General features: G+C 57.5%; 13 protein-coding genes. 5 read left to right on the top strand and 8 right to left on the bottom strand.

The annotated features are described in order from the left end of the window. Positions 1-170 precede the first annotated feature (170 nt). From CI601_RS07210 to CI601_RS07185, 6 genes are all read right to left on the bottom strand, one after another. Positions 171-1,190 carry an FAD:protein FMN transferase gene (locus CI601_RS07210; RefSeq protein ID WP_121914889.1) on the bottom strand — a complete coding sequence of 340 codons (1,020 nt, stop codon included), beginning with the start codon at positions 1,188-1,190 and terminating at the stop codon, positions 171-173. A gap of 35 nt (positions 1,191-1,225) precedes the next feature. Further along, a complete protein-coding gene (locus CI601_RS07205) occupies positions 1,226-2,338 on the bottom strand; it encodes a glycoside hydrolase family 172 protein (protein ID WP_121914888.1) in 1,113 nt (370 codons plus the stop codon). Between the two features lie 40 nt (positions 2,339-2,378). Next, the gene (locus CI601_RS07200) at positions 2,379-4,043 is read right to left on the bottom strand and encodes a glycoside hydrolase family 13 protein (protein ID WP_232341854.1); all 1,665 of its coding nucleotides are present in this window, start codon (positions 4,041-4,043) and stop codon (positions 2,379-2,381) included. A 20-nt stretch (positions 4,044-4,063) separates the two neighbouring features. Continuing rightward, positions 4,064-4,888 (bottom strand): carbohydrate ABC transporter permease, encoded by an 825-nt coding sequence (locus CI601_RS07195; RefSeq protein ID WP_015022642.1) that lies wholly within the window; start codon positions 4,886-4,888, stop codon positions 4,064-4,066. Beyond that, positions 4,885-5,754 carry a carbohydrate ABC transporter permease gene (locus tag CI601_RS07190; protein ID WP_121915059.1) on the bottom strand — a complete coding sequence of 290 codons (870 nt, stop codon included), beginning with the start codon at positions 5,752-5,754 and terminating at the stop codon, positions 4,885-4,887. The genes CI601_RS07195 and CI601_RS07190 overlap by 4 nt, the downstream gene beginning before the upstream one ends. 83 nt (positions 5,755-5,837) lie before the next feature. After that, positions 5,838-7,175, bottom strand: a complete 1,338-nt coding sequence (locus CI601_RS07185; RefSeq protein WP_183129820.1) for an ABC transporter substrate-binding protein — start codon at positions 7,173-7,175, stop codon at positions 5,838-5,840. Between the two features lie 319 nt (positions 7,176-7,494). Between CI601_RS07185 and CI601_RS07180 the strand changes: the two genes are divergently transcribed. Then, positions 7,495-8,532, top strand: a complete 1,038-nt coding sequence (locus CI601_RS07180; protein WP_110413628.1) for a LacI family DNA-binding transcriptional regulator — start codon at positions 7,495-7,497, stop codon at positions 8,530-8,532. Between the two features lie 73 nt (positions 8,533-8,605). On the opposite strand, the gene CI601_RS07175 is transcribed toward CI601_RS07180, so the two are convergent. Both CI601_RS07175 and fbaA read right to left on the bottom strand, forming a co-directional pair. Beyond that, positions 8,606-9,907 carry an adenylosuccinate synthase gene (locus CI601_RS07175; RefSeq protein WP_029678349.1) on the bottom strand — a complete coding sequence of 434 codons (1,302 nt, stop codon included), beginning with the start codon at positions 9,905-9,907 and terminating at the stop codon, positions 8,606-8,608. Positions 9,908-10,100: 193 nt separating this feature from the next. Further along, positions 10,101-11,165, bottom strand: a complete 1,065-nt coding sequence (fbaA, locus tag CI601_RS07170; protein WP_121914885.1) for a class II fructose-bisphosphate aldolase — start codon at positions 11,163-11,165, stop codon at positions 10,101-10,103. Between the two features lie 274 nt (positions 11,166-11,439). Between fbaA and CI601_RS07165 the strand changes: the two genes are divergently transcribed. The 4 genes from CI601_RS07165 (at position 11,440) to CI601_RS07150 (ending at position 16,163) form a co-directional block, all read left to right on the top strand. Beyond that, positions 11,440-12,432, top strand: coding sequence for a nucleoside hydrolase (locus CI601_RS07165; protein ID WP_121914884.1), 993 nt, complete (start codon positions 11,440-11,442; stop codon positions 12,430-12,432). A 13-nt stretch (positions 12,433-12,445) separates the two neighbouring features. Further along, positions 12,446-13,849, top strand: a complete 1,404-nt coding sequence (locus CI601_RS07160; RefSeq protein WP_121914883.1) for an MFS transporter — start codon at positions 12,446-12,448, stop codon at positions 13,847-13,849. A gap of 854 nt (positions 13,850-14,703) precedes the next feature. Continuing rightward, the gene (gene dcd / locus CI601_RS07155; RefSeq protein WP_045925038.1) at positions 14,704-15,285 is read left to right on the top strand and encodes a dCTP deaminase; all 582 of its coding nucleotides are present in this window, start codon (positions 14,704-14,706) and stop codon (positions 15,283-15,285) included. Positions 15,286-15,392: 107 nt separating this feature from the next. Beyond that, positions 15,393-16,163: a carboxymuconolactone decarboxylase family protein gene (locus CI601_RS07150; RefSeq protein ID WP_121914882.1), complete on the top strand. Its 771-nt coding sequence runs from the start codon at positions 15,393-15,395 to the stop codon at positions 16,161-16,163. The last annotated feature ends 16 nt before the right edge of the window (positions 16,164-16,179 follow it).

Here is a 16,179-nt window from a genome sequence, read left to right as displayed (position 1 = left end):
TAATTCGAACTGACAGGGCACTAACACTTGCCGTACTATACTTCCACGTCATCGCAGCGAACCTCCTTCCATCGTCTTCCAGCAGATGAAACCACCATCCGCAATGTCTCTGACCATAAATCCGACTACCTGAATTGGTGCCTGATAGTCCAATATGCGAAACGGCAGATTCATCGCGACGCTATAGGATGACTATCTAAGTTGGTGAACACCTCACCAGGAAATGCGGATGAGACGATGAACCGTCGATCCGAACGAAGCACAGCGCAGGAATAATCCACATGAAGCGCCAGAACCGACGGATCCATCAGGAATAGAGCCGTCGCCAGTCCATCCGCAACTGCAACGGGAAAAGAGCCAGAACCAACAAGCGTCCATGTAGCAAGAACCTGCCGCACGGGCGTACCGTCAATTGCATTGAGAATATGGTGGAGACTGATAAGACCAGCTTCACCATCCCTTTCGTAGCGAGAGGTCCAATGCCTGCGACTGGGAGCCGAAGCACACAAAGCACCCGATGACAGCGAGACGACACCCACCGCATTTGCTTGATCATCGGGATCCTCCATGGCAACAGTGATCGGAATTGACGTCTGCACCCCCATGTCGCCCCCCGCATCGATCACATACTCGCCAGCATCCGCCAAGAAGGCGCCCAACAGATCAACTAGAAACCCCTTGCCTATCGCCCCGAAGTCCAGGTGGATCGGACCTGCCGTTATCAAGGTCGCTCCGTTTCGCCGAACATCATGAGCCCAGGTTGGACGACCATGTATGCGCCCCAATTTTCCCAAAGCGCCTGCCTGCATAACGAAACTCATATCCGGACCGTAACCAAGTGCCACCAGGTCAGCACCCACGGCAGGGTCAAGCCGCCCCTCAGTCAAGGCATAAAACCGGTCATACAATTCAAAAAGAGGACAGCAGTACGAAGGAAAAACAAATTCTCCGCCATTATCAGCCTTTGCCATGGAAGCGAGCAACGAATCGCTACGGAATCGGGAAAGCGCCGACTCATAATCCTCTATCAGATCCGCCATTCTCTTATGAAGCTCGGCTGGCACCAGTTTTGCCGTATTGATGATGATTCCTGTACCCAGGGCCTGGGGAAAGCTCAGAACATATGGCAGAGATTCCAGACCGCCCAAGGAACCAGAACCATGGTCTGCAGAAGACAAAGCATGTGCCATACAGCGATTCTATTCTCCAGCGCTCTTCCTTCGCGTCAACGCGGCCATCGATCACGTGCTAAGGGAAGAGCAGGAAAATCGCCATGAGGTTCCAACTGGTACCAATAGGCTACTGTGGACACATCATCGCTTCGTTCAAAAGCGCCTTGGAACCCGGACCCAATTTGTTGCCAAGTGACGCGTAGATCTTGTTCGAATCGGATCGGATCTGGTATATGCCACCGATACAACCCCCGCATTGGAGGGCAATCATCATTGTGATAGGGATTGCGAATCGAGTAATCATGGTTGCTATAGAAGGGATACCCGCAGAAGGGCGCACAGTATGTCTGCTCACTGGTCCCTTCAGCGCTTGAAACGGCAAAACTCCAAGCTCCTCCAAAATAATCTTCAGTACCAGTGCTGCATATCGTTGGATATGCCTCGTCCCCATCGATATAGAATTTAAATTCACCTTCTCCCCACCAGTAGCGTTCAAGCACACTCAAGGCCAGATAGGTTCCAATGTACTGGCCTCTGCCCCGGACCCCGTCCAGAACGACGTAGTCCTGTCCAGGAACAGTTACTTTTTGCCTGCGCCATTGGGCATGGAAATACCCCGTACTCGCTGGCAGCGGATCGTCCTGCAACGAGTAATCGATCTGGTAGAACAAGGCAGGCACAACATTCACATGCTGGTTTTCCAAAACGAGACGGGCGTGTCTGCCAAACGGCATGGGGAAGTAGGCGTTCATCCCTCCTGTCGGCACCACTTGTATGGGCAGGGAGTTGACTCGACAGACCTGGCCAAAGCCACAGCAGAAGAAATCACCCAGGGGGCACTCAACCGAGGGAGTCTGCTCATCATCCCAGTAAATCCTCAGCACAAGATCACGCAGAACATATCGATCCGCATCACTTGTTCTATCCGCCACTGTGAACCACAGATGATTAATGACCCCTGTACCTTCAATATCAGCCAATACCACAGACGAACCTGGCTCCAGATTCCTGATGCAGGGGCTGCCCTTCCTGCCTGGGCCAAGCTCTCCTGCTGACATGGCTCCCCGACCTTTCTCGCCACGGGGATTTTCAGCATTAATCGACCTGCTTACGCTGGATTTGACGAGCGCCAGCCCCAATGGATCTCCTGCCAGCTGCGAACGCATACCCATCCTTTCTATGCCGACATCCGTCATCACGTATCTGTCACTCGCATATCTTTGTCGTATACCAGACCGTGGCATCAGGCGCGAGCCAAACCGCTCCATTTACTGATTCAACGACACTGCTATTCAACAAACACTTGGCCGAGACCGGCAACCTCACCGACGACCTACCAAAATTAGTCATGCTCCTCAAGCCGGAAGCCAAGATTAGTTCTAAGGTGTGGGTCAGCCCGTCATCAACAACGTTAACCTTCACATTCATATCATCTTCGACCCACTTGCTGCGCAAAGCCAGAGCCGTTTTAATCAGGGAACGAGCCGACTTGTCCGATCGCATTTCAGACTCTACGGAGTAGTCATCAAACCAAGCAGGCTGCGGTAGCCATGGGGCAGCACCCTTATTGAAGCCGAAGGATTTGTCATGCTCGCTCGTCCATGGAATCGGCACACGACATCCATCCCTCCCTTTGATTCGGTGCCCGGATCGTTCCCACTGAGGATCGCGGATATCTGTCGACTTAAGGTCGGTGACTTCCGGCAGCCCCAACTCATCGCCTTGATAGATGTATGCGGTTCCCGGCAGAGCCAGCATGATCATCGCGGCAGACCGTGCTCTCCGTAACCCGACCTCGCGATCAACGACGGGATCAGTTCCATTCGAAGCCACCCAAGCGAGTTCATCGGCACCCTTGGGCAGAGCCAACCGCGAAGCCAGCCTTGGGACATCATGATTGCCAAGGACCCAGCTGGGCGTGGCTCCGACTTTCTTGAAACCGCGGCATGTCCTGGTTATGGCTGACGCATACTCATCCAAATTCCAAGAAGCCTTTGCTAATGAGAAATCGAAGACCGATCCAAGCTCATCCGAGCGTGCATATGCAAAGACCCGGTCAGTGATAGGAGTCCAGGACTCCCCCACGGCCATGCGGGGAGGATCGTATTGGTTCAAGACCGTCCGCCACGATCTATAAATCTCATGGACTTCATCTCTGTCGAACAATGGATCGCTGCCGTCATCGCTCATAGGCGCCATGACCTCCGGATCCGGTCTGTCACGAAGAGGATCATGAAGGTCCTTGGCCAACCCATGCGATACGTCCACACGGAAACCATCGACCCCTCTGTCGCTCCAGAATCGAAGAACCGAAAGGAATTCCTCCCGTACGCTTGGATTGTCCCAGTTGAAATCAGGCTGTTCCTTGGAAAACAAATGAAGGTAATACCAACCGGATCCGCAGGGCTCCCAGGCGCTGCCGCCGAATTCAGAACGCCAATTGGTCGGCGGCAACTCGGCATGTCTCCCACGTCCTCGCCGAAAGACGAACCTGGATCTCATGGAAGATTCAGGTCCTTCTTCCAAGGCCTGCCTGAACCAGGGATGCTGGTTCGAGCAATGATTAGGCACGATATCGATGATGACCTTGATGCCGAGGGAATGGGCATGCTCCATCATCGAATCAAAATCCGCCAGCGTGCCCAGTTGGGGATCCACATCCCTATAGTCGGCTACATCATAACCACCGTCGACCATAGGAGAGGGATAGAAGGGACTCAGCCAGATTGCATCCACACCAAGATCAGCCAGATACTCCAGCCCACTCTCAATGCCTTGCAGGTCCCCTATGCCGTCATTGTCGGAATCTCGGAAGGACCTAGGATAAATCTGGTAGACGACGGCAGACCTCCACCAGTCCGGATCATGCATGTTATCTATTGTCACGACTCTCAGCCCTTTACCGATCCATCCAGCATGGCCTTGATGAAGTATCTTTGCAGGAAAATGAACAGTATCATTGTCGGCGCCATGATCAACAGAGAGCCCGCATTCAAAAGGACCACATCAGTGGAATACTGACCAACGAAAGACTGCAACGCACCGGCCATAGTCCGCTTGGTTGGGTCGTCAATGAGGACGACGGCAAGAAGGAATTGGTTCCATGTAGCCAAGAAGGTCAGTATGCCCAATGAAGACAGGGCAGGAACGACCAAGGGTAATTGAATACTGCGGAAGATTCTGAAATGGTTAGCACCGTCGATACTTGCCGCCTCAATCAGATCCTTGGGCATCTGCGAGAAATAGGCTTGCATCCAGACCATGCCAAATGGCATATTGAGCCCGATCATCGGCAAGATGAGCGCCCATCTGGTATTGAGCAGCCCCATGGATTGGATTTCATAGTAAAGAGGAGTAACGAGCACTTCGAAGGGCAGAGTCAGACCGACAAAGAGCAGGCCATAGGCGATCCATCCACCCTTCACATGGAGAGAACCCATGGCGTAACCGCCCATTGCCGAGCAAATGAGCACAACCGGCACTACAACGAGGACAAGGATTGCACTAGATATCAGCAAGGGGGTGATATTCGCTACCTTCCAGGCAGCTGCAAAGTTCTCCCAATGAGGGTGTGCCGTGAATTGGATCCCGTGCGGCATGGAACCCTGCGGTTGTACGGCTGCCGAGAACATGCTGACAAAGGGCAGTATTGAGAAGATGATAGTCACGGCCAGGGTGAGGTTCCCGAGCACACGCACAGAGAGTGACTGTTTCACGCTTCCTCCTTTCCCTGCACCAGTCGCTGGAGCGGGCCCACCACAAGCAGCACGAGCACCATAAGCACCAGGGCGAGCGCAGAAGCCAGACCGACCCGGTTCTGCGTAAAGGCCAGGCGATATACCATGACGCCAGGTACCATCGTGCTGTAGCCAGGACCTCCTTGAGTGGCCATGAAGACCACGTCAAAGCTGGCCAGAGCTGCCACAACCGTCATAGTCAGGCAGACAGCGATCTGTCCGCGCAACCCAGGCAGCGTTATATGCCAGAGCTGGCTCCACCAACCTGCTCCATCAATACTGGCCGCTTCATATAAGGATTTATCGATGCCTCCGATGCCGGCCGATAGCAGCACGACGCAGAAGCCCAGCTGCAACCAGAAACCAATAACGCCGACTGACGTCAGCGCGGTGTGCTGGTTGCCCAACCATGAGGTGGCGTGCTCCCCCAGCCCCATTGCACTGAGCATCTGATTGACGATGCCGTCCTGTGCCAACATCCAGGTCCAAGCCACGGCCGCCGCCGCTCCAGGGATGACACGAGGCAAAAACAGACAGACCTGAGCAAAAGTGCTGACAGCTTTGGCACGAATATCACGGATCAAGGATGCGATGATCATTCCCAAAACAATGGGTATCAACGAGAAGAAGATAACCAGGTAGAACGAGTGCCCTATACTTCCCAGCAACACAGGATCAGTGAAGACCTTGACGAAATTCTTCACGCCCACCCAAGTGCTGGCATCAATTCCGTTCCAGTCATAGAAGGAATACCAGGCAGTCTGGATAATCGGCCAGAACACAAAGACCAGGTAGAAGGCCAGCCCGGGAAGCAGAAACAACCAACCTGCCAGGGTGGAGCTCAGACTCCTGCCACGAGCCGGGAGGGCATCGGCAGCCCGCGAGGCCGATACCGACCTCGCGCGCCGCCGATTTGTGAGATGCGTGCTCAATGCCGCACCTCTTGGCTATACTCCTGCTGAATCTTTTCCGTAAACTGCTGAGCGGTAAGACTGTTGTCGAGCAAGAGCTGGAAATTGGGAATGAACCCACTTGACTGGATTCCAGCTGTGGCGTTGTTGATGAAGTCAGTCGATCTGCCCGAATCGAAAACATCCTTGTAATAGTCAAACATGCTGCGCTGAAGAGCACTCTGCGCCTTGGGCAGGGATTGGCCCTCGACTGTCTTCGGGTAGTACCCGCTGACATTCGCTATGATCTGCCGGGCTTCATCACTCTGCGTGTAATTGAGGAAGCAGGCTGCTGCGTCTTTGTTTCGGGAGTTCTTAGGAATTCCGAAGAAGCTTCCCGCATTGGCTGCAATGCTTGGCTGCTCATTGGCAGAATTCGCCGGGAAGGGAATGAATTGCACATCGTCACCCATGGCTTTAGCCACCGTTGCCAAATTCCAGTTTCCACTGGGGAAGAACACACCCTCGCCGGCGGTGAATCTGCTTAAGGCGGTGGAAGCATCGATGGCATTGACCCCTTGTGGCAAATACCCCTCTTTATTCCAATCCTGAAGTTTTTGCGCCGCCTCCTTTGAACCCTTGGTCCTGAAATCAGCTTTTGGCTTTTGCAATATCCAGTCCTGCACCGACTGCACCGAGTCAGTGTTGGTCATCATCGCTTGGAAAGCGAATGATGTCCCGCCGTCCTTCGCATAGGTCATCATAGGAATGAGGCCTGCGTCCTTAGCTTTGCCCATATCCGATTCAAATTCATCCAAGGTGCGGGGAAGATCGGCAATTCCTGCCTTAGCCGTCAGCTTGGTATTGACATACACACCTGAAACCGAATAGGAATTGGGCAGCGCATATAAGTCGCCATCACCGAGTCTGCCCTTGGCATCAGCCCTATACAGTTGCGTTTGGGACTTGGGGACCTTCCATCCGTATGCTTTTACATACGGTTCGAGGGATATCACATGGTGACCGCTGACCGCAGTGTTGACATCCGTCAGGCGCGCTATATCCGGAGCATCGGTGGAAGAGATGACACGCGGTCCATTTTGAGCCGAAACATTGTCCGGATCATAGTTTGCCTTGATATGAATGTTAGGGTATTTGCTCTGGAACCCCTTGATGAGCGCATCGTCTACTGTCTTGAGCCCTGCGCCGTCCCAGAGTTTAAGCTCATACGACTTCGAGCCCATATCCGTACTGACTGAAGACGGCTCATTGCTACTCTCAGATGAGCCAGTGGAACCTGGCCCACACGCTGCAAGCGAAAGAATCATTCCTGTTGCAAGCAGGGCCACACCACCTTGCTTAATCACTGATTTCATCATTGTTTCTACTCCTCAAATGTTCACAACACTGATGAACATGTAAAACCGATTTTATTCATGTTAAATAAATGATAAACTGTGACCTATCCTCCTAATATTGATAGATTTGTAATATCGGTTGCACACAGTGTATAAAACACTTCCTCACATGTCAAATCGATCCTTCTGGATGCTTGCCGATGACTCACCAACCACAACAATGACTGATTGCGGCATTGGCCGGCTCTGATCGTCTCTGTTCATCAGAAGTTACCGTTGTAAAATCGGTTGTACTAACACTGCGACATACTGTGACACCAACCAAGGGGCGTAAGAGATGAGAGAGCCGACTATTTATGATGTAGCCAAGGAAGCTGGGGTGTCTGCGTCAACGGTTTCCAGAGCGCTCCAAGGCAAGAACCGTGTTTCAGACAACACCAGAGCCAAAGTATTTGAAGCGAGCGCAAGGCTCGGATTCACCGCTTCAAAGGAAGCATCAAGGCTCCGCAGCGGTAAGACAGGCAGAATAGCGCTGATTGTCGGTAATCACCTTTCAGGATGGTACAGTTCCGAACTTGCTGAAGGAGTCTATTCAGCACTCTGCGAAGAAGGGTATGACCTGCTGTCTTATCGGGTAGCAGATAAAAAACAACGCGCTGAATTCTTCTCTTCGATGCCAGTCAAGCGCAACGCCGATGCCATGATCATCTCGTCCTTCGCCCTTACCGACCAAGAGGGGCAGACCTTGCGCAGCACCGGCATGCCCATCGTGGGTGTCAACACCATGCATTTGGATGACCGCTACAGTAATGCATCAATCGGAGTCGATGAAGTCACCACTACCAGGGATCTAATTCGCCGCCTGATCGCCATCGGTCATACCAACATCGCATATCTCAAACGGACACAATTCAACAAGGACTTCGTCTGGGATGCCGACCAGCGCATAACTGGCTACCACCTTGGGCTTGAAGAGGGAGCCATTCCCAGAAGAGACGACTACGAGATTGCAATCCCCTACCAAGGAGACATCGGCAAGCTGGCAGCCAGTGCAATTCTGGCACTGGCCCCACGCCCGACAGCAGTATGCTGCATCAGCGACGAAGTGGCCATATGCCTGGTCCATGAACTCCGCCGTTTGGGAATTCGGGTACCGGATGACATATCAGTGGTGGGGTTTGACGACAGAGAACTGGCCGGCCCCCTAGGCATTTCAACAGTGCGTCATGAGCCAAACGCCTACGGCCGGACAGCTGCACAAATGGCTATTCGCTTGGCCAATGGAAATAAACTGCCCCACCGCCGTATTACTGCTAAAGCCACATTCATACTGAGGGAGACCATGGGGCCCGCACCTAAAATCAGCGGCCAGTGACTCACGCCGCTGAACCCGACTCTTGACCGCCCCGGGAAAGGCGGGCAGACAGGGCCAAACTCATGGATCTTCCTCAGTCGATCAGAGAATGGATCTGCACGATCTGGTCGCGGCCCGGACCCGAGCCCACGGCCGAGATGCGGCAGCCGGACAGGTCCTCCAGGCGGTGGATGTAGTCCTTGGCCTTGGTCGGGAACTCCTCGAAGCTCTTGGCGCCGGAGATGTCCTCGCGCCAGCCCGGCAGCTCCTCGTACACCGGCTGGGCGGATTGGAACTCGGCCTGGTCCACGGGCATCTGATCCACCCTGACCCTGGAGCCGTCGGAGCGGGTGATGTCGTAGCCCACGCAGACCGGGATAGTCTCCAGGCCGGAGAGGACATCCAGCTTGGTCAGCACGATGTCGGTCAGGCCGTTGATCTGCACTGCATAGCGGCTGACAAGCGCGTCGAACCAGCCGCAGCGGCGGGAGCGGCCGGTGGTCACCCCGTACTCGTGACCCTGACGGCGCAGCCATTCGCCCTGCTCGTTGTCCAGCTCCGTGGGGAAGGGCCCCTCCCCCACACGGGTCACATAGGCCTTGGCCACGCCGACCACCCGGTCGATCTTGGTCGGGCCCACGCCGGTGCCGGTGCAGGCGCCCCCGGCTGTGCAGTTGGATGAAGTGACGAAGGGATAGGTGCCATGGTCCACGTCCAGCATGGTGGCCTGCCCCCCCTCGAAGAGGACGTTCTTGCCCTGTTCCAGGGCCTGGTTGAGCATCAACGAGGTATTGGCCACGTAGGGCTTGAGCCGCTCGGCGTATCCCGCCAGCTCTTCAACGGTGGCCTCCACCTCGATGGCCCGACGATTGTAGAGCTTGACCAGCATCTGGTTCTTCTGGTGCAGGCTGGCCTCCACCTTGTCGCGCAGGTGGTCGACATTGAACAGGTCATGCACGCGAATGCCCACACGGTTGATCTTGTCGGCATAGGCCGGGCCGATCCCGCGGCCTGTTGTACCGATCTTGTGCTTGCCCAGGAAGCGTTCGGTCACCTTGTCCAAAGTCCGATGGTAGGGAGCGATGATGTGCGCGGACTCGCTGATCCTCAACCGGCTGCAATCAACGCCGCGGGACTGGAGCCCATCGATCTCCTCGAAGAGGGCGGCCGGGTCGACCACGACGCCGTTGCCGATGACTGGGGTGATGGCCGGGTGGATGATCCCCGAGGGCAGAAGATGGAGGGCGTACTCCTGATCGCCCACAACCACGGTATGGCCGGCATTGTTGCCCCCATTGAACCTGGCGACGTAGTCCATGTGCTCGCCGATCAGATCCGTAGCCTTGCCCTTGCCCTCGTCGCCCCACTGGGCCCCGACGATCACGATTCCAGGCATACGATGCTCCTTATCCGCTGGTCGCCATCCAAGGAAAACAAAGGCAGACCATCCATAGACGAGCCTAACCCCACGTATGGAGCGGAAGACAGACCGACCCAGGCACCAACCCTGGCATCAGAAGGCCCGACGGCTCAGCAGCCGATCGTAAGTTCCCCGCTCGCAGGGCCCTCCTCGGATAGGAAATCACCAATCATCTCATGGCCCGTCCTGCACTGCCCAGCTGCTGACAGGCTTCGACTACACGAGCCGCCATCCCGTCCTCGGCCTGGCGCCCCCAGGAACGAGGGTCGTACTCGCTCTTTTCGCCGACCTCCCCATCCACCTTGAGGACCTTGTCATAGTTGGCGAACATGTGCCCGGCCACAGCCCTGGTGAAGGCGTACTGGGTGTCGGTGTCCATATTCATCTTGACCACTCCGTGAGCGACAGCCGAGGCGATCTCCTCCGGCTGCGAGCCAGAGCCCCCATGGAAGACCAAAAGGAAGGGCTTGTCGGCAGGGGCGTCCGGGGCGGGGATACCGCCAACTTCCCCATCGGATATGGCTCTGGCCGTCCTGGCCTGGATCTGCCCCAGCAGATCGGGCCTTAGCTTGACCACACCGGGCTTGTAAGACCCATGCACGTTGCCGAAGGTAAAGGCCACCATGTAGCGGCCGCGCTCACCCAGACCCAGGGCATCGACCACCTTGGGGCCATCCTCGGGCGAGGAATAGAGCCGTTGGTCGATAGCCGCCGAGTGACCGTCCTCCTCGCCGCCGACTGTTCCCACTTCGATCTCCAAAACGGTGTGGGCGGCGCGGGACTGCTCCAGCAGCTCTGCCGCCGTGGCCAAATTCTCCCGCAAGGGCAAGCCGGAACCGTCCCACATGTGCGACTGGAAGAGCGGATCCTGACCGTGAGCCACCTGGTCCTTCTCGTAGGCCAGCAGGGGACGCACCCACTCGTCCAGGTATTGCGGGGCGCAGTGGTCCGTATGCAGGGCCACGGTGATGCTTGGATAGCGGGCGATCACTTCGTGGGCGAACTTGGCAAAGGCGATGGAGCCAGCCACCCGGTCGGCCAGGCGCTGTCCGGACAGGTAGGCGGCACCTCCGACGGAGACCTGGATGATCCCGTCAGACTGTGCTTCGTCCAGCCCCTGCAGGGCCGCGTTCAGAGTCTGCGTGCTGGTCACATTGATGGCGGGATAGGCGTAGGACCCCCGTCTGGCCGCATCGAGCATTGCCGCATACCGTTCAGGAGTCGCTAAAGTCATACCCTCATTATCGTCGGTTGCGCGGAAAAGCGGCCGGCCACTCGCAGCTGCAGACATCACCGATGGATTTGCAGGTCTCTGCCCTGATGGCGAACACCCCGCGACGCACTTTGACAAGCCTCCGAGCCGCAGGTAGTTTAGCTCCGTACAGTTTGATGAAACGTTACATCAAACAGGTTGTTTGTTTCACGGCAGTAACGAATCAGCCTAGGGAAGGCACGACATAGGTAAGCAGAGGGTTGGGGCTGCCCATCCTTCTGGGAAGGAGACCAACGTGTCAGCAAGCAAGGAAACCGTCCGCAAGATCATCCTGGATCTGGACACTGGCATCGATGACACGCTGGCCCTGTCCTACGTCCTGGGTTCCCCAGACGCCGAACTGATCGGGATCACCGGCACCTACGGCAACGTAGTGCTCGACCAAGGCGTCGACAACGATCTGCGGCTGCTGGCCATGTATGGCAGGGAGGACATCCCGGTCTTCAAGGGAATCGATCACCCCAGCACGGCCGAATCCTTCAGCGTTCCGCCGGACTCCGAAATCTTCCACGGGGCCAACGGCACCGGCAACATTGAAATCCCCGCACGCACCGACCGGCAGGCCAGCCAGCAGAGCTCAGTGGACTTCATCATCGACGCGGTCCGCCGCTACCCCAAGGGCGAGCTGGTCGTGGTGCCCACCGGCGCCCTGACCACCATCGCCGCCGCCCTGGAAAAGGCCCCCGACATCGTCGACCGCATCAGCATTGTCATGATGGGCGGCACGCTGACCCAGCCGGGCAACGTAGGACCCTTCGCGGAAGCCAACATCAACCAGGATCCCGAGGCCGCCAACCGGGTCTTCGCCACCACCGCAGACATCACCATGGTCGGCCTGGACGTGACCACCCAGGCGCTGATGAGCCGCGAGGACACCGAGGCCCTGCGCGCCACAGGCACCAGCGCCGGCCGCTTCCTGGCAGACATGACCGACTACTACATCGACATCAGCGAAAAGGAGAGCGGGGTCTACCTGGGCGGATGCAACCTGCACGACCCCCTGGCCGCCGCCGTGGCCATCGACCCCAGCCTGGTCACCACCTTCGCCACCAACCTGATGGTCGAGACCGAGGGGCCACAGCGGGCCCGCACCATCGGCGACCCCAGCAGGCTTCTGGACACGGTCAAGAACACCAAGGTGGCCCTGTCAGTCGACGCCGAGCGGTTCACCCGGCGCTTCATGGACAGGCTTCTGACCCTGGTGCGCAAGACCGAGAGCGAACGATAGAAGGACGGCAGTCATGAGCGAATCCATCACCACCGAGGCTACCGAAGCGACCGTGGACGAAAACCGCCGCAGCACCAAGCGGGCCCTGCCGGGCATGCTGACCATCTTCCTGCTGGGCACCCTGATGATCCAGGCCTTCAACCTGGTCTTCCAGAACGTGGGCGACTCCCTGGGGATGTCCGCCAACGCCTCGCTGATCAGCACCCTGCCCGGCATCGTCCTGGGCGTGGTCTGCATGCTCTACGGAACCCTCTGCGACTACATCTCCCCCCGGAAGATGACCCTGTTCGGCGTGGGCGCCCTGATCATCGGCAGCCTCCTGGGCTTCTTCGGCGCATCGAACTTCTGGGCCGTGGTCCTGGCCCGCATGATCCAGACCGCGGGTGGCCAGGTGGCCGGCTCGGTCTTCCTGGTCATGGCCATGAAATACCTGAGCGACAAGGAGCGCGCCTTCTATCTGGGCATCTTCAACGCTGTCTACTACGCATCCTCTGCCGTGGGCATCTTCGCTGGCGGACTGATCACCTCCATCGATTGGCGCTACCTCTTCCTGGTGCCGCTGGTCTCCGTTCTTTTGATCCCTCCGGTGCTCAAATACACGCCTGACACCGGCATTAAGGGCGAGCGCATCGATGTCTTCGGCATCGCCCTGTTCGCGCTGATCGCCGGGTTCGTGGCCGTCTACTTCTCCTTCCCGGCCACTTGGATGCTGGGAGTGCTGGCCATCCTGATCCTGATTTTCGCCGGCTATGTCTGGAAGGGCGCCAACCCCTTCCTGAGCCGCGGGTTCGTGACCAACGGCGCCTACATGGCTGTCCTGCTGGCCCTCTTCGTCTTCTACTTCTTCAACTTCGCCTGCGTGCCCATCTACAACGTGATCGGCGACCGCATCTACGGAATCTCCCTGAGCCAGGTCTCCCTCTGCCTGACCATCGTCTACATCGTGGCCACCCTGGTGGGCTGCCTGTCCGGAGTCATCATGAACGCCATGGGACGCCTGCCCATGCTGATCCTGTCTGCCCTGCTCATGATCGCCGGAGCTGCAGGTTCGGCCCTGATGCTCACCTCGGGCTTCTGGGTCCTGACCGCGCTGGCCTCGGTCTTCATCGCCGGCATCACCATGTCCTACACGCCCCTCTACGACTCCTTCTCGGCCACCCTGCCCGTGGATCAGAACGGACGCGGCATCGGCATCGGAGATCTGATGATGAACACCTCGGCCTCCATCGGCATGGCCGTCTACAGCGGACTCATGGCCAATCCCCAATTCGGGTCGCATGCACTGGCGGGCGTCAAGACCGGCATCCAGGCCCAGGTGGCCAACATGTTCTGGGTCATGGCGCTGGCCGCCCTGCTGGCCCTGATCATCGTGGCCGTCTTCCACAAGGCCATGTCAGCCAAGGCTCCCCAGGAGTAAGGCTGGTGTGACCCACACATACTTGGTCGGATAGCCGCACGGCCCGGTCCGCTCTTCCCAGCCTTGGGAATGGGTCAGGTCCAGGCCCGGCACCCGGCCGCGCGAACCGGGGAGGAAGCGGAGTTCGGACTGCTTTCGGCATTGTGATAGTCCCCCTCTTCCCTCAGCCGCCGAAGGCAAGAAGATCGCCGCCCCTCCCCCCGGTGGAGGACCCCCGTCATAGCCATAACTGACGGGGGTTCTTCCATATCTTCATATCTTCAGCTCCTGTCTTCAATTCTGTGCCTACGACTCGGGCCGTACACCGAAACACAATTTATACAGACATCAGAGAAGAGGAATCTGAACCAGAGAATGCGAGTGCCCGGAACTTTCGAGCCCATCTTGGAGATTAGCCGACCTTGAGTCTCAAATCCAAAGGAGATGGAAGCTCAAGGAACAGAAGCCCGGCCCGATCAAACACTAGACGTCTCATGGTTTTGCGAATGCCCTGCTGTCCTGCAATAAGCCTCATCGAACTCAATCGAGCCATTGGCCAGGTGGTTTCACGTGAAACGTCGGCGCACTGATCCTTCCCCCAAAATGAAGAGAACCCGGCGGTGCTTGAACACCGCCGGGCGAGAGAGAAGAAAGGGAAATCAGTTGTCGGACGGAGGTCAACCGCCCGTTCGGTTTTTGAGCCGATATCTATAGTAAAGAACAACTACCTTGTAGTGACGATAGTGTTATCTGAAAATTCTCTGTGAATCCGGCCAGGTCAGAAAGCGGGCATAGGGCCGGTTAGACTGGATTCCGGATAGTTTCCCGTCAGAGGAGAGACCCTCGATCAACGAACCTGAAGGAGATACCTAGGCATGTTGCTCAGCGACCATGACATCCTGGATGCCCACCAGGCAGGACACCTGAATCTGGACCCGTGGACGCCTGCCATGGTCCAGCCCTCCAGCGTGGACGTGCGCCTGGACCGCTACTTCCGGGTCTTCAACAACCATCAGTACACCTACGTGGATCCGGCAGAGGACCAGGGCGCACTGACCGAGCAGTTCGAGGTGCCCAAGGACGAACCCTGGATCCTGCATCCAGGCGAGTTCGTTCTGGGATCCACCTGGGAGTACGTCAAGCTGGACTCGACGCTGGCCGCACGGCTGGAGGGCAAGAGCTCCCTGGGCCGTCTGGGCATTCTGACCCACTCCACCGCCGGGTTCGTCGATCCGGGCTTCGAAGGGCACATCACCCTGGAGCTGTCCAACGTGAGCACCCTGCCTGTCAAGCTCTGGCCTGGCATGAAGATCGGCCAGATGTGCTTCTTCCAGCTCTCCTCGCCCGCACAGTACCCCTATGGATCCAAGCACAACGGCTCCCACTACCAGGGCCAGCGCGGTCCGACCCCTTCCCGCTCCTACGTCAACTTCTACAAGGCCGACGTCTCGGGCTGACTGCCAGCAGCCGCTTCCGCCATCACCTTGACTTCGAGCGCACTCGAAGGGGTATAGCTGAACCTGCCGGAATGACCCGGCCAAGATGACGGCAAGGAGATCAACCCATGGCAATCAAACAAACGGCGGGCCACGACCAACTCGGTCGGCTCGCACCACAATTCGCCCACCTCAACGACGATGTGCTCTTCGGCCAGGTCTGGTCCCGCGAGGACGAACTTTCGGCTCGGGACCGCAGCATGATCACCTGCGCAGGCCTGATGAGCATGGGGCTCTTCCCCCAGTTGAAGAGCCATATGGCCATGGCCAAGGGCAATGGCGTCACCCGCACTGAAATGGTGGCGCTGATCACCCACCTGGCCTTCTATGCGGGATGGCCCAAGGCATGGTCGGCTTTCGACCTGGCCAAGGAGGTCTATGGTGAGGGCGACAGCGACGACGAGAGCCAGGATACCGCTGCAACCCCATCTAAAGCCGGGACTGAGCCGGATTCAGGGCCCTATCCATTGGGAGATTCGGCAGACGGACCCAACTTCACCGGCCATGTCTGGCTGCGCTCCCTGACCGATCCGGACGCGGAATGCTCAGCCAGCAATGTGACCTTCGCACCCGGATGCGTCAACCGTTGGCACACCCACCCGCATGGCCAGCTCCTGATCGTCACCGCCGGGCAAGGGTGGGAGCAGGAGGAAGGCCATCAGCCGCGCAGACTGGAACCAGGCGATGTGGTCTTCTGCCCGGCTGGCGTCAGACACTGGCATGGGGCTTCAGGCCGGTCATCCATGGCCCACATCGCCGTCACCCCGGCATCGAAGGGACAGTCCCCGGTCGAGTGGATGGAGTTCCCAGATCCTGATCAGGTAGCCGCTCTGGGATGACCCGCACGGCCGGTCT

It is taken from the genome of Bifidobacterium sp. wkB344, from assembly GCF_003688305.1.
GTDB lineage: Bacteria > Actinomycetota > Actinomycetes > Actinomycetales > Bifidobacteriaceae > Bombiscardovia > Bombiscardovia mizhiensis.
This window is presented reverse-complemented; position numbering and strand designations above follow the sequence as displayed.